At 65.9% G+C, this 19,493-nt stretch carries 18 protein-coding genes and 1 pseudogene; 5 read left to right on the top strand and 14 right to left on the bottom strand.

Annotated features, from left to right (window positions below):
- Positions 1–38 precede the first annotated feature (38 nt).
- Positions 39–938, bottom strand: a complete 900-nt coding sequence (locus G6N42_RS27905; RefSeq protein ID WP_163729599.1) for an integrase core domain-containing protein — start codon at positions 936–938, stop codon at positions 39–41.
- A 38-nt stretch (positions 939–976) separates the two neighbouring features.
- On the bottom strand, positions 977–1,321 hold the full coding sequence (locus tag G6N42_RS27900) for a helix-turn-helix domain-containing protein (RefSeq protein ID WP_163729789.1): 345 nt from the start codon (positions 1,319–1,321) through the stop codon (positions 977–979).
- A gap of 91 nt (positions 1,322–1,412) precedes the next feature.
- Between G6N42_RS27900 and G6N42_RS27895 the strand changes: the two genes are divergently transcribed.
- Positions 1,413–2,873, top strand: a complete 1,461-nt coding sequence (locus tag G6N42_RS27895) for an HNH endonuclease signature motif containing protein (protein WP_163735694.1) — start codon at positions 1,413–1,415, stop codon at positions 2,871–2,873.
- On the opposite strand, the gene G6N42_RS27890 is transcribed toward G6N42_RS27895, so the two are convergent.
- The 5 genes from G6N42_RS27890 to G6N42_RS27870 all read right to left on the bottom strand — a co-directional run bounded on the left by G6N42_RS27890 (position 2,870) and on the right by G6N42_RS27870 (position 7,064).
- Positions 2,870–3,430, bottom strand: a complete 561-nt coding sequence (locus tag G6N42_RS27890; protein ID WP_163735692.1) for a diacylglycerol-binding protein — start codon at positions 3,428–3,430, stop codon at positions 2,870–2,872. The two genes, G6N42_RS27895 and G6N42_RS27890, sit on opposite strands and share 4 nt — an antisense overlap.
- 39 nt (positions 3,431–3,469) lie before the next feature.
- Entirely contained in the window at positions 3,470–4,843 is a 1,374-nt protein-coding gene (locus G6N42_RS27885) for a hypothetical protein (protein WP_163735689.1), read from the bottom strand.
- A 1-nt stretch (position 4,844) separates the two neighbouring features.
- Entirely contained in the window at positions 4,845–5,150 is a 306-nt protein-coding gene (locus tag G6N42_RS27880) for a DUF7162 family protein (RefSeq protein WP_163735686.1), read from the bottom strand.
- Between the two features lie 44 nt (positions 5,151–5,194).
- Positions 5,195–6,532, bottom strand: coding sequence for a phosphoglucosamine mutase (gene glmM, locus G6N42_RS27875; RefSeq protein ID WP_163735684.1), 1,338 nt, complete (start codon positions 6,530–6,532; stop codon positions 5,195–5,197).
- 142 nt (positions 6,533–6,674) lie between these two features.
- A complete protein-coding gene (locus G6N42_RS27870; protein ID WP_163735680.1) occupies positions 6,675–7,064 on the bottom strand; it encodes a hypothetical protein in 390 nt (129 codons plus the stop codon).
- 322 nt (positions 7,065–7,386) lie between these two features.
- On the opposite strand from G6N42_RS27870, the pseudogene G6N42_RS27865 reads away from it, so the two are divergent.
- Positions 7,387–8,187: pseudogene (locus tag G6N42_RS27865) on the top strand (AIM24 family protein); the annotation flags it as partial.
- 54 nt (positions 8,188–8,241) lie between these two features.
- Here the strand turns inward: G6N42_RS27865 and rpsI are convergent.
- The gene (gene rpsI, locus G6N42_RS27860) at positions 8,242–8,709 is read right to left on the bottom strand and encodes a 30S ribosomal protein S9 (protein ID WP_163738452.1); all 468 of its coding nucleotides are present in this window, start codon (positions 8,707–8,709) and stop codon (positions 8,242–8,244) included.
- A 26-nt stretch (positions 8,710–8,735) separates the two neighbouring features.
- Entirely contained in the window at positions 8,736–9,179 is a 444-nt protein-coding gene (rplM, locus tag G6N42_RS27855) for a 50S ribosomal protein L13 (protein WP_083124789.1), read from the bottom strand.
- A 352-nt stretch (positions 9,180–9,531) separates the two neighbouring features.
- Between rplM and G6N42_RS27850 the strand changes: the two genes are divergently transcribed.
- A complete protein-coding gene (locus G6N42_RS27850; protein WP_163735675.1) occupies positions 9,532–9,726 on the top strand; it encodes an excalibur calcium-binding domain-containing protein in 195 nt (64 codons plus the stop codon).
- Between the two features lie 121 nt (positions 9,727–9,847).
- On the opposite strand, the gene G6N42_RS27845 is transcribed toward G6N42_RS27850, so the two are convergent.
- From G6N42_RS27845 to eccCa, 4 genes are all read right to left on the bottom strand, one after another.
- Positions 9,848–10,144, bottom strand: coding sequence for a WXG100 family type VII secretion target (locus G6N42_RS27845; RefSeq protein WP_163735671.1), 297 nt, complete (start codon positions 10,142–10,144; stop codon positions 9,848–9,850).
- Between the two features lie 10 nt (positions 10,145–10,154).
- Entirely contained in the window at positions 10,155–10,478 is a 324-nt protein-coding gene (locus tag G6N42_RS27840) for a WXG100 family type VII secretion target (RefSeq protein ID WP_163735668.1), read from the bottom strand.
- Between the two features lie 77 nt (positions 10,479–10,555).
- Positions 10,556–11,719, bottom strand: coding sequence for a type VII secretion-associated protein (locus tag G6N42_RS27835; protein ID WP_163735664.1), 1,164 nt, complete (start codon positions 11,717–11,719; stop codon positions 10,556–10,558).
- Positions 11,716–15,390: a type VII secretion protein EccCa gene (gene eccCa / locus G6N42_RS27830; RefSeq protein WP_163735661.1), complete on the bottom strand. Its 3,675-nt coding sequence runs from the start codon at positions 15,388–15,390 to the stop codon at positions 11,716–11,718. The genes G6N42_RS27835 and eccCa overlap by 4 nt, the downstream gene beginning before the upstream one ends.
- 115 nt (positions 15,391–15,505) lie before the next feature.
- Between eccCa and eccD the strand changes: the two genes are divergently transcribed.
- Both eccD and mycP read left to right on the top strand, forming a co-directional pair.
- Positions 15,506–16,807 (top strand): type VII secretion integral membrane protein EccD, encoded by a 1,302-nt coding sequence (gene eccD / locus G6N42_RS27825; RefSeq protein WP_163735658.1) that lies wholly within the window; start codon positions 15,506–15,508, stop codon positions 16,805–16,807.
- Positions 16,804–18,165: a type VII secretion-associated serine protease mycosin gene (gene mycP, locus G6N42_RS27820; protein WP_163735653.1), complete on the top strand. Its 1,362-nt coding sequence runs from the start codon at positions 16,804–16,806 to the stop codon at positions 18,163–18,165. Before eccD ends, mycP begins: the two co-directional genes overlap by 4 nt.
- On the opposite strand, the gene eccB is transcribed toward mycP, so the two are convergent.
- Positions 18,130–19,482, bottom strand: a complete 1,353-nt coding sequence (gene eccB, locus G6N42_RS27815) for a type VII secretion protein EccB (protein ID WP_163735650.1) — start codon at positions 19,480–19,482, stop codon at positions 18,130–18,132. The two genes, mycP and eccB, sit on opposite strands and share 36 nt — an antisense overlap.
- Positions 19,483–19,493: the final 11 nt, after the last annotated feature.

Raw genomic sequence — 19,493 nt, 5'->3', positions numbered from 1 at the left:
GATAACCTCCGCGGGTGTCGGTGAACTGGTGTCTTGAGTCAAGAAGGTGGCAGGGTTTTGCTGTCGAGGTAGGCCTGTTTTGGGGTGCGGTCGGCCAGGGCTTGGTGTGGTCGGATGGTGTTGTAGATGATGCGGAATCGATGGGTTTCCATGTCGAGTGCGTCGCCGTCGCCGATGTAGCCGCGGAAGAGATGCTCGTATTTCAGGGTTTCGAAGAATCGCTCGATGACGCCGTTGGTTTGTGGTGATTTGATGCGTGTGCGGATGTGGCGCAGGAGCGGATCATGGCCGGTGAACAGGGTGTGGAAGTCTTTACCCCGGTAGCAGGGACCGTTGTCGGACACGATCGCAATCGGTGCAGGGGCGTGGCCGATGACGTTGTCCTCGGCGTCAAGGACCTCCATTTCGCCGCGGTCGACTCGCAGGTCGGTGAGGTTCAAGATGCGGGTGGCTTCCTCGACGGCCAACCGAATGCAGTGCACGGCGTCGCGGCCGCGGCTGGTGGGCGTGACGGTGATGGCCAGGCAGTATTTGGTGACGTAGTCGATGACGGCACTAATTCGCCAGATCCCGCCGTGGGCGGTCTCGAACTCGGAGAAGTCGGTCTGCCACACCCGGTTGCGCTCAGTCGGCGGATCGTGAAATACCCGGCGGCGCAACGCAGCCCAAGACTTTCGATCGGCCCGAAAGCCCTGGGGTAACAGCAGGCCACGCCGCCGCAGCGCGCGTTGCACCGACGAGTTGGTTACGTCGTGACCATCAGCGCGCATCAGTGCGGCGATCTTGCGGTAGCCCCAGGCCGGCCACGCCTCGGCGTACTTCGCCGCGATCGCTTCGATCCGGTCGACGACCGGCGCCGGCCAAGGCCCCTTGGCCGGGTCACCAGCGCGCAGTCGGGCCAGCCGGCGGCGATAGGTCCGCTCGGCGATGCCGGCCAATGGCGCGAACCTCGAAACCGGCAGACCTGCTGCTTCTCTTAGGGTTTCGAGGTCCTGGAAGGGACCTGATCGGCCAAAGCTGCACCGCGCTGCCAGATCCGCAGCTGCACCGTGGCTTCGGCCAGCGCGAGTTTGAGCTGCTCGTTTTCCATCCGCAGCCGACGCTGCTCAGGGCTACCCGCGCCATGCGCGGCGCCGCTGGGCACCTCCTGCAAGCGTTGGGCCCCAGCCTCAAGGAACTGATGCTTCCACTTCGTCACCTGAGTCGAGGCCACCCCACACCGCCGGGCCGCCTCAGCACAGGTCATCTCACCGGCTAGAACAGCCAGCACCAACCGGGTCTTCTCCTCGGCAGCAATCTTTGTTCGTCGCGATCTGACCATGACCCACTCAACCTCCTCAACATCAGCCGCGTATGCACAACGCGACCCTGCCAAGAAGTTTGAGTCAGTGGACTGGTTTATATTCGAATGTATGTTCGAGTTCTCCGAAGCCGACGACGCCAGCGTCGTCGCGGCGATCGCGGATCTGACTCGGGCTGAAGCCGCGACTGCGGCGCGGCGGTTGGCGGCGATCGCTGAACTGAAGCGTCGTCGTGTTGTTGATGATGATGAGCGGGCGCGGTGGGCGTGTGATTGGTGGGACTGCACAGCGGCTGAGGTCGCGGCAGCGATGAACATCAGCGCGCGCAAGGCCTCAGGTCAGATGCGCATCGCGGTGGCGTTGCGGGATCGTCTGCCTGCCGTGGCCGCGATGTTCGCTCGTGGCGAGGTGAGTGCGCGGGTGGTGGGGGCGATCACCTGGCGCACGCAGTTCATCACCGACGACGCGATATGGGCGGTCATTGATCGTGCGATCGCGGAGCGGGCTGGCAGGTGGGGTCCGTTGGGCGAGGACAAGTTGATCGCGGCGGTGGATGGGTTGGTGTTGGAGTTCGATGAGTCGGCGCTGATGGTGGTCAAGACCGTCGCGCGGAGCCGCGACTTCGTGGTCGGTGACCTCGAGGATGAGGCGGGCACGACATCGGTGTGGGGCCGGTTGACCGCCGCGGATGCGGCGGTGTTGAAGAAGAAGATCGCGGCGATGGCGGCCACGGTGTGTCCCAACGATCCCCGCTCGGCCGGTGAGCGTCGCGCCGATGCGATCGGGGCGTGGAGCCACGGTAATGATCATCTGCGGTGTGCGTGTGAATCCCCGACCTGTGAGGCGCGGGCGGGCCAGCCGGCGCCGAAGTCGTCGGTGGTCGTCACCGTCTACACCGACCAATCCACGGTGGACGGGCTGAAAGGTGACGTGCCTGCCACCACTGCATCTTCTACTCCGGGGCCGCAGACCCCAGCCCCGGCAAGGCCCAAATCCTCTGGCACCGCATTGTTGTCGGGGACCGAGGTGCTGCCGACTCCGCTGTTGGCGGAGTTGCTGCGCAACGGCGCCAAACTACAGCCCTTGTGCACCCCGGCCGGCGAGCCCGAGTCGGGGTATCGGCCGTCGGCGAAGCTGGCGCGGTTTGTGCGGGCGCGGGATCTGACGTGCCGGTTTCCCGGCTGCACCACGGCGGCGGAGTTCTGCGATATCGATCATGTGATCCCCTACCCGCTGGGGGCCACGCATGCGTCGAATCTGGCGTGTCTGTGCCGAAAACATCACTTGCTCAAGACTTTTTGGACCGGGGATTGGGAGCTGACACTGCGACCCGATGGTGGCGCGGTGTGGACCTCGCCGACCGGACACACCTACACGACTCATCCGGGATCACGGGTTTACTTCCCCGACTGGGACACCACCACCGGGGGCCTGCCACCCCCACTGAAGCCGCAGACGTTCAGTACCGACCGGGGGTTGATGATGCCCCAACGTAAACGCACCCGCACCCAAGACCGCGAAGCCCGCATCAAAGCCGAACGCGAACAAAACTCGGACCCGCCACCGTTCTAACGGTCCTTGGCGGCGATCTCACCCAGCATCGCGACGACCACACCGAACGCGAAATACAGTGGGACAAGCCATGGCCCGACACCGAACAGTTGGTCACACTCGTCGTTGTATGCGAACACGCCAAACTTGACGAGCACGATTTCGACGATGGGTCCGATGACCGCTGCGAGTAACCCGCACACCACTGACGGCCGGTCTCCCAGTGCGCACCAGGTGATCACTGCCATTGCGACGATGAGAGTAGTACTGGGTACGGGTGGCGCACTGTGCACCAGTGCTGTCGTGACGTAGGCACCGAGAACCGCGGCGATTCCTGCAAGCCCTTGCCGCGCGATGACCGTGGTACGCGGTTCAGGCAAGTGCAGCCGCAATTCGGCCAGGGCCACCGTCGCGGCCCCGACCATGACCGGGAACCAGATCGGGCTGCTCCACACGAACGGCACTGCGTCCGTGAGGTACTCCGTGGTGCCGGTGACGACGTGGCTGTGATCGCCGACCAGCGACGCGGCCGCCCCCACCAAGAACAGGACCAGCAGCTCACGCGCCCGCAACTTCACCAAGCGAACGTTACTCCCGAGTTCTATGCCAATTCAGAGTCATTCGCCCACCTGTGGCAGTTCATCGGCCGCGATCTCGCACGGCGTACCCGCTGCAGACTCGGGCGCGGCAAGGGGCTCTATCGGAGGCGGGACGGGCGTGGGTGGTGGGACCGGCTCAGCCTCGGCGGCAAGCGGTTCGGCGGGCGGTCCTTCGATAACCTCATCTGAGGCGTCGGTTACGGCAGGCTCCGCCTCGGGCTCCTCAGTCGTGGATTCCTCATCGTGTTCCTCGTCAGCATCTTCGGATTCGTCTTCGTCTTCGTCTTCGTCGTCTTCGAGCGGATCGAAATCGTCGGGCTTGTCCAGCTCGTCGGACCCGGGCAGATCAGAGAGCGCGTCTTGCGACGTGCCCACCAAACCGCCGAGCAACTCGCCGAGTTGTCCACCGAATCCCGACAATCCGCTGCCGATATCGGGCATCCCTCCACCCATCGACGGTATCGACGGCATCGCGGCGGCAGGTTCAACCGGAGCCGTGGGCGCCGCCGGCCCTGCGGGCGCCACTGGCTCTGCGGGCGGAGGGGGCGCCGGAATCGGTGCGGGGGGCACCGCCGCGGGCGCAGCGGACCACGCCGCGGGCCCACCCGCGGGCGCGGCGGCGCCAATTGGCGCAGCCGCAATCGACCCCGCAACCGAACCCGTGCCCGCAGGGACGGTCACGGCCTCGTCGCCCGAGGGTGGTGACCACGACGGGCCGAGCTGACCGGGGACGTCGAACGCGATGGCCACCTCGGACGCGAGTTCAGCAGCGGCGGCGTCGTAGGCCTCCGTCACGGCAGCCATCGCGGAGCGCATCGCCGTCAACCATTCGGAGCGAATGTCGTTGACAACAAACGGCCTGACCTCTTGATCGACCAACTCACTGGCGCTGGCGCGATCACCCGCGCCGGTCGTGACCGTCTGCGCTGCGGCCTGCCAATCGGGCCCCGCGCCCCGCCTCTCGGCTGCCATCGTCGCTGCGACTTTCCCGTCGACGCTGTACCACAACCGATCCCGCAGCGATGCCAGCGACTCCGCGGCGGTCCGCACTGCCGCCACTACAGCCGCCGATGCCTCCCCGTGGCGACGCAGAAAATCCCCGGACGACTGCGCACCAACGCCGTCCCACGCGACCGCCATCGACGCGAGCTGCGCGCGCTGACGGGCGAGCGCTCCCTCAGCCGCAGCCGCAGCTGCCCGCAGCGCCTCACAATCGGAGTCCAGCGCCTGCAGGTCGATTCCGTCCTCACTCCCGTACCAATCGCGCACCTGCGATGCGTGCAGCGTCAGTTCCGGATCCTGGTATCCGAGCAGATGGCAGGCCCACACGTAGTCCTGGATGATGCCCGCGGCGGGCCGTCCATCGGCCAATCGTGAAGCAGCGTCGAACATCTCAGCCCACCATGCGCCCGGCGCGGCTATCGGCTTCGTCATATCGATGCGCGGTGGTACGCAACGTCGCCGCGATCTCCGCTGACGCCCTCGACCACTCCCGCAGTCGGTCGCCTACACCGTCGACGGCAATTCGCACCGCCTCACCGCGCGCGACGTGCATCCGGCCCGCGGCGGCGCCGCCGAACTGCAACCCGGCGAGCCGGTTGCGGACGACGGCGTCGACGGCATCGGCTACCGACTGATACTCGTCGGCGATTCTCAGCAGTGCTGCGACGTCGACACGCGCAACGTCTCGTTCTCCCATGTAGAGCTAGGACGCGGAGCAGGCCTTACAGGTTCCCGCGGATTTCAGCGCTGTTCGCTGACCGATTCCGCAACTCGGACGGCTAGTTGACGTGCGGTGTCCTCGTCGGCGGCCTCGACCATGACGCGGACAACCTGTTCAGTTCCGGAGGGGCGCAACAGGATTCGACCGGAATCGCCAAGCGCGCGTTCGGCCTCGGCGACCGCGGTGCGCACCGACGGCGCTTCGGCGACCGTCGCCTTGTCCGCGACCGCGACGTTGATGAGGACCTGCGGCATCGTCTGCATCGGCGCGGCAAGTGCGGCCAGGGATGAGCGGGTGTGCGCCATCCGTGCCATCAGGCAAAGACCGGTGAGGATGCCGTCCCCCGTGGTGCCGAACGCCGGCATGACGATGTGACCCGATTGCTCACCGCCGAGCGAATACTCGCCCGCGCGCAGTTCTTCGAGGACGTAGCGGTCGCCGACACCGGTCGTACGCACCTCGATGGAGGCCGCGCGCATTGCCAGGTGCAGACCCAGATTGCTCATGACTGTGGCGACCAACGTGTTGGATGCGAGCTCGCCCGCCTCCTGCATCGCGAGCGCCAGAATCACCATGATCGCGTCACCGTCGACAGTTTGACCATTCGAGTCCACGGCCAGGCAGCGGTCGGCATCTCCATCGTGCGCGAGGCCGAGATCGGCACCATGAGCCACCACCGCGGCCTGCAACGCCTCCATGTGTGTGGAGCCGCACCCGTCGTTGATGTTCAGCCCGTTGGGTTCCGCATTGATGGCGATTACGTTGGCGCCCGCGGCGCGGTACGCGCGTGGTGCGGATGCCGATGCGGCTCCGTGCGCGCAGTCGACGACGACGGTCAGCCCGTCGAGGCGCGTCGTCACTGCCTTTCCGATGTGGCGCAGATAACGGTCCAGCGCATCCTCGGCGTCAACCACGCGTCCGATGCCAGCTCCGGTCGGACGGCGTCCGGGTCCCTGGTGGACCAGCTCCTCGATGCGATCCTCGGCCGCGTCGTCCAGCTTGTGGCCACCCGGTCCGAAGATCTTGATGCCGTTGTCCGGCATGGGGTTGTGCGACGCGCTGATCATCACGCCGAAGTCGGCGTCGTACGCCCCCGCGAGATAAGCCACCGCCGGGGTCGGCAGCACCCCGACCCGCAGCGCATCCACGCCCTCGCTGGTGATTCCTGCGATCACCGCCGCTTCGAGCATCTCGCCGCTGGCCCTGGGATCGCGACCGACCACGGCCACGCGACGCGCGTGGCCACCGACGCTGCCAAGCCGTCGGGCCGCCGCCGAACCAAGAGCCATTGCCAGCTCAGCGGTCAGATCCTGGTTGGCGACGCCGCGCACCCCGTCGGTGCCGAACAGTCGACCCATGCGGACAAACTTCTCATAAGTGACGTCCAAAGAGCCAACGAACGCCGTCGAGCGGCGTGCCTCCATCGAATTGGTACCCAAACGCGACTCACCGCCCGCATCCGGAGGATACGGGCGGTGAGGGCCTCGATTTACTTACCGGTTAGCGATTGCCGCCGGGCGTGGGATTGCCCGGAGCGGTTGCCGGACCGCCGCCGGGCGCTTGACCCGACTGGCCGGGAGTCCCGGCGTTCTGCGTCAGAAGCACGTCACCACCGGGGACGTCGCAGACAGTCTGCTGCCCGCCATCCGCATCGACCTGCGTGGCCAGCACGTTCACATCGGACACGTTGATGCCGCAGATCGCGGCGGCCACCGTGGCGGCCACGCCAACGTTCACGTCCTCGAGGATCGTGACGTCCCCCACGCCCACGTTGACGAGCCCGTCCTGCAGGTTCAGAGGTTGGGCACCCGCCATACCCAGGCCTGCGGTGAACAAGAGCGAGCCGCCCAGTACGGCGCCGGCTGACGCCCTCTTCATGATGCTATTCATCGAATATTCCTTTCATTAAGGAAGCAGTGATCCGCCCCGACCCCGTGGCCTCGGTGACCACCCTCGGCAGGAGCTGCCTGCCCAGCGCGAAAGGGTTGCGCCTCTGCTCCTCGGGGACTGACTTCCACCATCGGCAGACAGCTAAACGAGATTTCAGAAAAAAAGCTGATCCAAGATATTTTATCGTCTACTAGCTAATTAGCTCATTTTATTATTAACGTTACCTTCAAAGTCCTGGCGAGAGCTCTATTTGTCTGTCGGCAGACCGACCCAAGATCGTTACTGACGCCGACAAAAATATTTTCGATCCGAACCCCATCGCGCTGCCGCGGGCCAGTCGATAACGTCGCCGCCAACGTCGAAAGGACATTCCATGCGTAGTGATTTGTTCTCCCCCCAGAACGCCGAAGCCCAGATGCAACAGCCGGGCATGAAGTTGCAGAACAGCAAGATGCTCAAGATCGGGCTCAACGGCGACATGATGGTGCGCCAGGGGGCCATGGTTGCCTACCAAGGCAATATCCAATTTCAGGGCCAGGGCGCGGGCGGTATCGGCAAGTTCGTCAAGCAACAGTTGACGGGCGAGGGGGTACCCCTGATGAAGTGCACAGGCGCCGGCGATCTCTTCCTCGCCGACCTCGCCTCCGACATCCATCTCCTCGATCTCGAGGGCCCGCACGACGGGCTGACGATCAACGGCAAGAACGTCCTCGCGTTCGAGCCGTCGCTGTCCTACGACATCCGTCGGGTGCAGGGCGCGGGGATGCTGTCGAACGCCGGACTGTTCAACTGCGTGTTCTCCGGTCAGGGCCGCATCGCGGTCACCACCAAGGGCACCCCTGTGGTGTTGAGCGTCGACCAGCCGACCTACGCCGATCCGCAGGCCGCCGTGTGCTGGTCCACCTCGTTACAGACCGGCTTTCACAGCGCTGAACAGTTCGGCCTCGGCACATTCATGGGGCGCACTACCGGTGAGGGCTTCACCATGTCGTTCTCGGGTCAGGGTTTCGTCGTCGTGCAGCCGTCCGAAGAGGCGCCCGGCGGGTTCGTCGGCGGCACCGGCGGAGGGCAGCAGGCAGGCAGCGCCGCCGGCAATATCCTCGGGAACTTCTTGGGCCGCTGAACAGAAGACCGCCGGGCACGCGGTTGCGTGCCCGGCGGCTCCGAGGGGTCTCGATCAGCGCTTGCTGTACTGAGGCGCCTTGCGGGCCTTCTTGAGGCCGTACTTCTTGCGCTCGATGGCCCGCGGGTCGCGGGTCAGGAAGCCGGCCTTCTTCAGCGCGGGCCGGTCCTCCGGCTGCACGAGGATCAGCGCGCGGGCGATCGCCAACCGCAGCGCACCGGCCTGCCCGGACGGGCCGCCGCCATCGAGGTGGGCGTAGATGTCGAAGGAATCCACCCGGTCGACGGTCACCAGCGGCGCCTTGATGAGCTGCTGGTGCACCTTGTTCGGGAAGTAGGCCTCCAGCGACCGGCCGTCGAGATGGAACTGGCCGGTGCCGGGCACCAAACGCACCCGGACCACAGCCTCCTTGCGGCGGCCGACGGTCTGGATCGGACGGTCGATGATGACCGGCTCGCGCGCGGGAGCCGCTTCAGCGGCGGCCGTCTCGGTCGCCGTCTCCTCGACGGGGGCCTCGGTCACTTCTTCGGTCGTGTCAGTCGTCTCGGTCACTGGGCCACCTGCTTGATCTCATACGGAATGGGCTGCTGTGCGGCGTGCGGATGATCCGGCCCGACGTACACCTTCAGCTTCTTCTGGATCTGATGGCCGAGCTTGGTGTGCGGAATCATGCCGAGGATCGCCTTTTCGACGACGCGGTCGGCGTGCTTCTGCATCTCGTCACCGAGCGCTCGCGCCCGCAGACCGCCGGGAAAACCCGAGTGGCGGTAGGCGAACTTCTTCGTGAGTTTGTCGCCGCTGATGGCGACCTTGTCTGCATTGATGACGATGACGAAATCGCCACCGTCGACATTCGGCGTGAATGTCGGCTTGTGCTTGCCACGCAGCAGATTCGCTGCTGCGACGGCGAGCCGGCCGAGCACCACGTCGGTGGCGTCGATGACGTACCACGAACGTGTGGTGTCACCCGCCTTCGGCGTGTACGTAGACACAGCGCTACCTCTCCATATATCGGGTTGATCCCGGAGCGATCCGGGGGCCGGTCATGGTGTGCGATCAGGGAATCCTCGGCGACCGACGTAGACCCGAGGTACCGGCGTATCGCACGCCAACGGAGCAGCTTACCCGTGGACGTCCGCGCAGGTCAAAACGCCTTCGACGGCGGCACCGCAGCGTCTGACCTGGGGTGAAGCGCCGAGCGGGCCAGACCCTCGATGCCACAACCGACAAGACATAGGGAAACACCCGATTTCTCCGTCGGCCATGCCGCCGTAGCTTCGTCTGCGCGGGTCCACTGGTGTTTGCCGTGGAACCTCCCGATATCAAGATCACAATGGAGTCAACATGTTTCGCACTTTCATCGCCGCAGCACTGGTTGCCGCGGCAGCTGCCGTCGGCGCTGCTTCGGCGGCGCACGCCGACACCTACTACAAGAACTGCACCGCGGCGCGCGAGGCTGGTGTAACGCCGATCCTGCAGGGCCAGGACGGTTACGCCGAGCATCTCGACCGCGACGGCGACGGTGTCGCCTGCGAGTAACCGGAGTTCGAGCAAGTTTGGGCCACCGCAGCCGCCTCTCCAAACGGCCGCGGTGGCCCAAACCTTTCCCTGGCAATCCCCCCAGGCTCCCCTCCGAGTGGGACCGCGCAGAGTCGAGGGGCTATCCGCCCCAGGCGTTGGCTGCCATCCGGTCGGTGGCTGCTACTTCGTCTGAGCCGTCGCGGACCGCGTTGCCCAGCTTGACGAGGATGTCGTTCAGCGCACTCGCTGCCTGCTCCCAGCGGGCCTGCTCAATGCGGTACGCCTCGGCGGCCTGCCGTGTCCAGATCTCGTGCAGCGGCGCGATCTGAGCGCGCAGCTCGTCTAGCACTGCGTTGAGCCGCGCCGAGGTTGTGTGGATCTCCTGCCGGACGGTGTACTCGATTTCACCGAAGTTGTAAGAAAGCACGTTCTCCATGTCGGACTCCTCAAAGGTCGCCGGCGACGGCGTTGATCTGGTGCGAGTGGGTGTCCGCGGCTTCACGAAGCGTCTGCTGGTTCAGGCGGATCGTTTCGGCGATCCGCTGAAGTGCGGCGTGAAGCTTCACCGACTCGGCGTTCCATCGATCCACGACGTCGTGAAAGCGAGATGCGGCCACCCCACCCCAGACCGATGGCGGCACGCCACCCATGCGGCCGATGAATGACTGCAGCATCGCCCGGATTTCCTCATTTCGCGCATCCGTCTTTCCGGCGATGGCAGCCATCAGCTCGAAGTCGGTGTTGAGTGCGCCACCTGCCGGTGTCGTCATCGATGTCCTTCCGGTCGGTCTGTGTTGTTATGAAGTTCGACGCGATCGCCGCCCATCCGGTTCCATGAGATTTGCGGTCATTCTTGGGACACCGCATGCGCCGAGCGAATCGCGGTTTCGCAGGCCTGCTGTACGAGGTGTTCGCGACCCGGCGCGCTTTGGCAGCCGATCGCGATGCGGGCGGCCCCATCGACCATCACGGTCCACGCGACGTGGCGCTCCGACCGAACCTCGCGATACGTCACCGCATCTCGGTCCGCGCGACGCGCCGACGGGTTGAAGTCGACGAAAGCGCCGTCGGGCGCCTCGGCGAAGGCAGCGTGCAGAGAATCCGCGGTACTCGCGAGGCTGGACGGCAGTGGAGCGACGGACTGCGTAATCTGGAGGGCGATATCCGCATCCGTCGGTGAAATCACCTGTACGCGCGCCGATCCCGGGCCGGAGGTGATGCGCTGCGCGGTCCACGCAGTGGGTACCATGACACCGACCCTGCCCTCGACGAGCAACGTCATCGGCATGCCGTCGGCCCGCGGCGCCTCGTCATACATGACGGCGACCCCGCCGCACAGCACTGCCGTCGATAGAGCGCCGAGCAGCACCGCCAGGGCCTTGCGATCGCGGGCTTGGACGGGAGTGCCCGGCTGCGGTGACCGGTGTTCTTTCGCTGCGCGCAGTACCCAACCGTCGTCGGCGATTCTGACGGGCACGCCGATCGTCCGCATGCGGCTTGCGATCAGCGAGGCGAGGGCGTCGGCGCCGGGTACCGCCGACGGGGCGTCCACCAGAACCCCCGCGGGCGCAGCGACGGCCGCCGCTATCGCATCGGCGTCCGCGGCGGACTCCTGCCGCGGCACGACGGCGACGATCGCTTCCGCGACGGTCACCACCACGACATCCGCGGTGATCTCGACGATCGTCGTCTCAGCCGGAATCCCTTGCCGCAGCATCGCTATTCGCTCCACCACGACGACCTCAGCCGCCACCGTGTACGCGGCCCGCCGCACCGTGTCGATTCGCGTTGGCGACCACCATGCCGGACAGACGACGACTGCGGCGTCGACGCCTGCTCCAATGACTGCGCGCATCACGTCTTCCCACACGTCGCGTACCGGCACCGGGCGATCGTCGAGCAACGCCAGCTCGTCGTCCACGGAGTCGAGCGCAACCGAAACCCACTCCGGGCAAACATCGTTGGGCCCTCGAATCGTCGCAGGCCCAACCTCGATGAGGACTTCGATCATGGTGGATCTGTCCAGGCAACCTGGACCAGCTGATCCGCATCGCCCCGGGTGATCAACGTTCCCCGACCAGGCGGGAGCGCCGATGGTCTCACCGTTCCGAGCAGCACACCCTCTTCCGCACTTGCGCTCATCATCAACCCCATGCAGCCGAGCTCGCGCATCCTCGCCAGGACGGGATCGAACATCGCGCGCGCAGCACCCCCGGAGCGCCGGGCGACGACGACATGAAGCCCGAGATCTTTGGCGTGCGGCAAGAAATCGGCGAGCGGTGCCAGCGGGTTTCCCGTCGCACCCGCCACCAGGTCATAGTCATCGATTACCAGGTAGATGTCCGGCCCGGCCCACCAGGACCGCGTACGCAACTGCTGCTGGGTGACGTTGTCGCCGGGCATGCGCGCCGCGAGTCTGTCGATGATCGCCGGCAGCCGCGACGTCAGCGAAGCCGGCGACATCGCATAGCCGCTCAGATGTTCGGACTCGACCACGCCCAGCAGAGCCCTGCGAAAGTCGATGATCTCGAGTTGAACCTCGTCGGCGGTGCTGACGCGGATCAACTCACGACACAGCAGCCGCAAAGTCGCAGTCTTCCCACACGCAACTTCGCCGAGCACGAGCAGATGGGGCTGCTCTGCGAAATCAACATGGACGGGGCTCAATTCGCGTTCGCCGACACCGAGCAGCACACCGCCGTCCTCGAGTTCGTCACGCTGCACCCGAGTCGGCAGCAGTTGGACCATCGGTGCAGTGCTCGGTGCCCATCGGCCGCGCAGACGTTGGGTGTCGGCGGCGATCACCTCGGTAAGTCCGTTCACGGTCGGTGCGTCGTCCCACCGCGGCAATGCGACCGCGAATTCCCGGCCGCTCGGCGTGATGCCGCGACCGGCTGGTCGTCCGGAAAGGTCACGCGCACGCTTGCGATTCATCTCGGATTCGGCGGAGTCACCGAGACGCAGCTCGATGCGTGTCGCGATCTGATCCTTCAAGGCAGGCCGCAACTCGGCCCACCGCGACGCGGTGATGACGACGTGGACGCCGAACGAAAGGCCCTGAGCGGCAATCGCAGTGATCGTACCTTCGAGATGATCGAACTCCTGACGCAGCGTCGCCCAGCCGTCGATGACCAAGAACACGTCGCCGAACGGATCGTCGTCGGCCTTATGACCGCGATAGGCGGCCATTGAATCGACGGCCAGCCGACGGAACAGCGACTCCCGCGTCCGCATCACCGATGTCACCACCGCAACGGTGCGACGACACAGGTCGCCGTCCAGACGTCCGGCCATCGATCCCACGTGCGGCAGATCACGTAGTGACGACAAGGCCCCACCGCCGAAGTCGAGACAGTAGAACCCGACGTCCGCGGGGTCGTGGTGCTCCGCGAGCGCCAGCAGCATCGTTCGTAACGCCGTCGACTTTCCGGACCGCGGTGCACCCACGATTGCGACGTTGCCTGCCGCGCCGTCCAATTCGACGACGAACGGATCGCGACGCTGTTCGTAGGGGTTGTCCACCACGCCAATCGGCACCGTCAACCTGCGATGACCGGGCCCCGGCAACAACGCATCCAGGGTCGGCGACTGCGTCAGCGGCGGCAACCACACCTGATGCGCGGCCGCACCGCGGCCGGCCACCCGGTCCAGCATGGTGTCCAGTAGGGTTCGCGCCGACGGCGGCGGCTCGATATCGGCGCTTTCGCTGGGAGTATCGACGGTCGCGGCGGTGAACAGTCGAGCACGTGGTGGTGCCGCCGATGTGCGTTCGGTACGCGACTCGCGGCCAGGACCCGAGACGAAGGCGGTCTGGAACCGTACGAGATCTCCCGAGGCGGACTTGAGATAGGCCGATCCAGGCGTGCTGGGCAGGTGGTAGGCGTCGGGAACTCCGAGGACCGCTCGAGATTCACCGGCGGAGAACGTCTTCAGGCAAATCCGGTAGGACAGATGTGTCTCGAGGCCGCGCAGTCTGCCTTCGTCGAGCCGCTGGCTGGCGAGCAGTAGATGCATGCCCAGTGATCGACCCAGCCGTCCGATCGCCACGAATAGGTCGGCGAAGTCGGGATGCTGGCTGAGCAGTTCGGAGAATTCGTCGACCAAGATGAACAATGCGGGCAGCGGCGGCAGGTGGGCGCCATGGGATCGTGCACGCTGATATTCGGTGAGATTGGCGAATCGTCCGGCAGCCCGAAGTACCTCCTGACGCCGGTTCATCTCGCCCAAGAGCGCGTCGCTCATCCGGCTGACGAGGTGCGCTTCACCCGCCAGGTTGGTGATCACGGCACCCACGTGCCTGGCGCGCTCCATGCCGATAAACGTCGCCCCGCCCTTGAAGTCCACGAGGATGAGGTTGAGCGCATCCGGCGGGTGAGCCGCGATCATCCCGAGTGCCAACGTGCGCAGCAGTTCAGACTTACCAGAGCCCGTTGCGCCCACACACAATCCGTGCGGCCCCATGCCATTTCGCGCTGCCTCGTTGATGTCGAGAAGCACTCGGGTTCCGTTGTCCGCGACGCCGATCGGAACCGGCACGATGCGTCCGTCACCGGTTGCCTGCCAGAGCTTCTCGGGATCGATTTCTCCGATACCCATCAGTTTCATCCAGTCGATCCCGCGCCTCTCGGCATCGGATGTCGTTGCAGTGATCAGCCGATACCGGGCGAGACGACGAGCGCACGCTGTCGCCTGTGCCACCGTCAACAGATCAGGTCTCGCATGCACCTCTTCGTCACCCTGCCCATGGACGACCAGGGCTTCCTCGGTGATGCGCAACTGGAGCCGCTCTCCATTCGCGACGACATCTCGTGATGTTTCGATCCGAAGCTCAACCGCTTCTGCGTGATCCAGGATTCTCACGATGTCGCGCGAGGGTGTATCAGCGTGCGAGTGCCGCTGGTGTGGAAGCCATTTCAGCCAATCCCATTCGCCGCACGGATCAGCGGCAACGGCAATGTCGTCCGGGCCGTGAAAGACCGCGAGCTGACATACGAGGGCTCTGAGGAATGCTCGTGCGACCCGTACGTCACCGTCAAGTGTGATCGCCGAAAACCTGCGCAGCGCCAACGTGATCGGTACATCGGCGACGACTGACCGGCAACGAATCAGCCGCCGTACCGCATTCACCGTGACCGGATCCTGCTCGTCGGTGCCGTCGAGTTCCGGCTCGGTCAACGCGGTGGACAGGGGTTGCTCACCGATCCCCACCCTGATGACGCAATGATCCGGGTCATTCGGTGTTCGCTCCCACATCCGTCTGCTACCCGCCAGGGTCCACAGCGCCGCCGGTTCAGGGTGGCGCCACCGCAGTGACTCGCGTTGTGCATCGGCAGTGCCTTGGGCCTCACGGTCGACAGAGTCGAGGTAATCGAGGTACTTCTGCCGACCACGGTTGATCTCAGCGGTGGTGTTGGTTCCCCTGGCGCCGTAGACCAGCGACCCGAGCACCGACGTCAGCATCATCACTGGGAAGAACATGTACATCGGGTTGCGCATCGACTGCCCACCCGACGTGAGATAGACCGCCATCATCCCGACGGCCGCGACGAGCATGGCCAGCGGCAGTAAGCGGGCGAGCGGGTTCAGCGGCTTCGGCGCCGGAATCCGCGGTGGAGCTTCGACGAGGACGGCGCCGGCAGGCAATAGCGGCGGCGACACGCGTGGCTGACGTACGAATTCCATCGAAGAATGGACGTCGTCGCGGTGATTCCGGTTCCATCCCCAGCCAATCAAACTGGCGCGATTGCGTTCCCGCTAAAGAGGTTACGGTTGACACGGCAGGGTGAAGGGGGACTTGATGCCAGATTCGCTGTGTCGGCTGACCGTGGCGTCCTGCACCGATGACGCACATCGCGCGGTCGATCTGGAGCTTCCGGCTGATGTGGCCGTCGGTCAGCTCATGCCGCAGATCGTCGATCTTGTTCACCGCGACAGGACGCCGACACCGGGCCTCGACTGGGTGTTGTCGAGACTGGGTGAGCCTCCTATGGCCGAGTCAGAATCGCTGAACAGCAATGATATTCGCGACGGTGATCTGCTGATACTGACGACTACCGAGCCCGCGCCTGCCGAATGGTCCTCGTGTGACCCCTCCCACGCCGTGGCGGCGGACCGAACTACCGCGCCCCGAATGCTGCCCGCCATCGCCTGCGTGCTGCTCGGCGGCTGTGGTGCGGCCCTGTTGACGTGGCCAGCAGCGAGCGTTTCGATGAGTAGCCGCATCGTCGTCGGTGCGTGTCTGGCGGTCGCCGCCGGGGTCGGTGCTGTTGTCGTTCGGCGGCTACGCGGCGACCCCCTGATATGTGCGACGCTGAGTCTGATCGCGGTGCTATACGCGGGGGCTACCGGATTTCTGACGGTGCGGACGGGCACGGCGGTGGCCGGCCTCCTGCTGGCATCCGCGGCTATTTTCGCTGCAGGCATTCTCCTGCTGCGTGTGACGGACTGCGGCAGAACACTTTTGACGGCGACGACCACACTGGCCGTGCTGGTGTCGGCCACTGCGGCCGCCGCCGTGTCGTGGGGTCTGCAGCTGAGCGCGGGTGGCGCGACGCTCGTCGGTCTGTCCCTCGCCACGCTGGGTTTCACGCCCAGGCTGGCGATGGCTTTCACCGGTATCACACCGGACGCCACACCCAACGTCAGGCGTTGTCACCAAACCTTGACTGGACTGGTGGCGGGTTCGTCGGCGGGCGGCGCGCTCGGCGCGATAGCGGTTGCCGTCGGGGAGGTCCGTGATGCGGGTTCGACGCTCCGCGGGACGTCCTTCATCGCGATGGTCGCATTGGTGCTCCTGCTGCGCGTGCGCACCCACGTCGATGCGACCCGCCGCGCGAGCCTCGCAGGCGCGGGAGTGCTCTGTCTCCTCGCGGGTTTCGCTGCGGCTGCGGTCGCTGTACCGGCCCACGCGCATGTGATCAGTGTGGTTGCCGCGACCATGGGTGCCGCCGCACTGGGCGGCATCGTCGGGCCGACGGTGAGTCCGACCGTGCGGCGCACCGTCGAGGTCATCGAGTGCGTCGCGCTCGCTGCGGTCATCCCCATGGCCTGCTGGGTCGGGGGGATCTACGGCTGGGCGCGGGGAGTGAACCTCCTATGACGGCGGTCGCACGACTGGTCGCCGCCGGCGCCCTTGCGGTCTGGCCGCTGTGGACCGCGCCGGTCTCCGCCGCGGTGACACCACCGGCCGTCGATATGTCGATACTGCCCAAGCCGGGATCTCCCGCACCTCCGCAACTCACCGAACAACAGGGGCAGTGTGCCGGTGGCACCATTCGCATCGAGAGACCGGCCGACGGACCGCTGAGAACTCTCCGCTTACCGGATGTCTGGCCACTCACGCGTGGCGAGGGCCAGACCATCGCGGTCATCGACACCGGAGTATCGCGACACCGCCTGCTCCCCCACCTCGTCCCCGGCGGCGACTACGTGTCATCCGGTGACGGCACGGCGGACTGCGACGGCCACGGCACGATCGTCGCCGGCATAATCGGCGCCTCGCCCGAGGCCGACGGCGCATTCAGCGGCATCGCACCCGACGCCACGATCATCGGTATCCGTCAGTCCAGCAACAAGTTCCGGGCAGCTGACGATCCGTCCAGCCTCGGATTCGGCGATGTCGACACCCTCGCGATGGCCGTACGTACCGCGGCCGACATGGGTGCCACGGTGATCAACCTGTCGACCGTCGCCTGCCTGTCCGCCGATGACGTCCTGGATGACCGCGCCCTGGGGGCAGCGCTGGCTTACGCCGTCGACGTCAAGAACGCGGTGGTGGTGGCCGCCGCCGGGAACGTGGGGTCGGCCGGCCAGTGCCCCGAACAGAACCCGACGACCGATCCCCTTAAGCCAGGCAGCCCCGACTGGTCCAACGTGAAAACGGTGGTGACTCCGGGCTGGTATGACGATTATGTGCTCACGGTGGGCTCGGTGGGCCGCGACGGCAACCCTTCTTCGTTCAGCCTGGCAGGACCGTGGGTCGACGTCGCCGCGATAGCCGAAGACGTCGTGTCACTGGACCCCGACGGCGAGGGGTTGATCGACAGGCTCACCACAAGCGGTGATGAGTCACCGATCTCTGGCACGAGTTACGCCGCACCGGTCGTGAGCGGAATCGTCGCGCTGGTGCGGTCACGGTCACCCGAACTGACTGCGCGACAGGTCATGCACCGCATCGAAGACACTGCGCACCGGCCGACGGCGGGCTGGGATCCCATCGTCGGCCACGGGACCGTCGACGTGATGGCAGCCGTGAGCGCAGGCCCGACTTCCGCAACGGCACGACGCTCGAACGCATCGCAATCGACGGCGATTCCCCCGTCCGGGCCCCCTGAACAGTCCGCAGACTTCGCAATGCGTGCCGCTGCAATTTGTGTCATCGCGTCAATCGCCATCGTGGCGATGGCGGCGGCGGCGACTCGGCTACGCCGACGGACCGAGGCTGTCCCGCCCGACTGATGCAGCTTCGATGCTGAGTTCGGGGCCGCGCGGCAGTTGAGCAAGCAACGCCCATGGTGCGGGCACCGGGTCGGTCAGCCCCAGGCGGGTGGCCGCATCCGTGTCACGTACGCCGAACAGCACTCCGGAGTCGTTGACGAAGAACAGCGCTCCGGTCGTCGCGCTGTCACCGGACACACTTGCGGCACGCACGAATGCGCTTCGTCCGGGCGGCATCGAGAAGCGGTCGACGCGTGGGCCAGCGTCGTCGCCCTGCGCCAGCTGCACGCCTGCATCGTCGTCGGACGGTAGCGAGTCACCCGCGAGTACCGCTCCCGATTGCGCACAGAGCACCGGACTCTCGTCAGCGCCCCCGTGGTCGGGGAAGGTGGTGACCGGAAGATCGTCGACGATTGGCGCCCGGCCGATGAGATCCGGTGCCACGGTGGCGATATCACGTCGACCCGTATACGTGAATCGGATGAGATCTGCCGCTACCTCGCCGACTCGTTGGACACCGGCCGCGAGCGCGACGTAATACTCCGTGGATCCGGCACGGGTCATTCGCACCACGGTGCCCACCGGCACACCGGGGAGCACAGACGGTGAGGCGCCATTCCGAGCTATGGCAGGGGCGGTGATCTCGGGCACCTCCGGTAGGACGTCGAGCAGTGCACGCGAAACCTGCCGGGGCACAATGCGGTCGAGCCTCAGCGCGCGGACGGTCGCGGGGTTCCGCAGGTCCACCCGGGCCCGGCGCCCGTCGTACAGCAGGTAGGTTGTCGCCGCGCTCTCACCTCGCGGGGTGACGAGCGCACTCTTCCCCGAATCCAGTTGAGCGGGTGGGCGGCCCACCATCACGGTGGTTCGCGCGTCGGCATCTTCGCAGACCGACCAGGCCGACTCAGTGTCGTCGAGTGGTGCGCCGATCATGTCCGGGGCTCCGGGAATGCCAACCAGGGGCCCGCGCCTGGCGCGGTTGAGCGCAGAGATGCTGACGAGTTCGGGTTTGCCGGCCACACCGGTGATCAGCCGTGCGGAGGCGAGATTGAAGGTGGGGTGCATGGTGTCGCCGATGCGCACATACAGCGCGCCGGATTCGCGGGCCATGACGACGGCGGCGTCGCCGACATTTCCCCTTGGCTGCAGGAATGCGAGGATCACACACCCCGCGACCGCGATCGCTGCCAGCACACAACCGGCAGCCAGTGAAAGCGACTGTGCGCGTAGCGGATCGTCGAGCATGCGAACGTCGCTGCGTACGAGCGCATGCGCCATCCGCCGCATCAAGAAACGGTACCCGCTGACCTGAAGCCTGTTCGTCGATTGCCCAGCCATCTCCTCTCCCG

Source organism: Mycobacterium gallinarum (assembly GCF_010726765.1).
GTDB classification, from domain to species: domain Bacteria; phylum Actinomycetota; class Actinomycetes; order Mycobacteriales; family Mycobacteriaceae; genus Mycobacterium; species Mycobacterium gallinarum.
Note: the sequence above shows the minus strand (reverse complement) of the source record. Positions and strands in the feature narration are given on the sequence as shown.

Excerpts from the sequence above, each read along its gene's own strand:
- G6N42_RS27900 (WP_163729789.1), bottom strand. The coding sequence starts at position 1,321 with ATGGTCAGATCGCGACGAACAAAGATTGCTGCCGAGGAGAAGACCCGG.
- G6N42_RS27895 (WP_163735694.1), top strand. The coding sequence starts at position 1,413 with ATGTTCGAGTTCTCCGAAGCCGACGACGCCAGCGTCGTCGCGGCGATC.
- G6N42_RS27885 (WP_163735689.1), bottom strand. The coding sequence starts at position 4,843 with ATGTTCGACGCTGCTTCACGATTGGCCGATGGACGGCCCGCCGCGGGC.
- G6N42_RS27880 (WP_163735686.1), bottom strand. The coding sequence starts at position 5,150 with ATGGGAGAACGAGACGTTGCGCGTGTCGACGTCGCAGCACTGCTGAGA.
- glmM (WP_163735684.1), bottom strand. The coding sequence starts at position 6,532 with ATGGGTCGACTGTTCGGCACCGACGGGGTGCGCGGCGTCGCCAACCAG.
- G6N42_RS27870 (WP_163735680.1), bottom strand. The coding sequence starts at position 7,064 with ATGAATAGCATCATGAAGAGGGCGTCAGCCGGCGCCGTACTGGGCGGC.
- G6N42_RS27850 (WP_163735675.1), top strand. The coding sequence starts at position 9,532 with ATGTTTCGCACTTTCATCGCCGCAGCACTGGTTGCCGCGGCAGCTGCC.
- G6N42_RS27845 (WP_163735671.1), bottom strand. The coding sequence starts at position 10,144 with ATGGAGAACGTGCTTTCTTACAACTTCGGTGAAATCGAGTACACCGTC.
- G6N42_RS27840 (WP_163735668.1), bottom strand. The coding sequence starts at position 10,478 with ATGACGACACCGGCAGGTGGCGCACTCAACACCGACTTCGAGCTGATG.
- G6N42_RS27835 (WP_163735664.1), bottom strand. The coding sequence starts at position 11,719 with ATGATCGAAGTCCTCATCGAGGTTGGGCCTGCGACGATTCGAGGGCCC.
- eccCa (WP_163735661.1), bottom strand. The coding sequence starts at position 15,390 with ATGGAATTCGTACGTCAGCCACGCGTGTCGCCGCCGCTATTGCCTGCC.
- eccD (WP_163735658.1), top strand. The coding sequence starts at position 15,506 with ATGCCAGATTCGCTGTGTCGGCTGACCGTGGCGTCCTGCACCGATGAC.
- mycP (WP_163735653.1), top strand. The coding sequence starts at position 16,804 with ATGACGGCGGTCGCACGACTGGTCGCCGCCGGCGCCCTTGCGGTCTGG.
- eccB (WP_163735650.1), bottom strand. The coding sequence starts at position 19,482 with ATGGCTGGGCAATCGACGAACAGGCTTCAGGTCAGCGGGTACCGTTTC.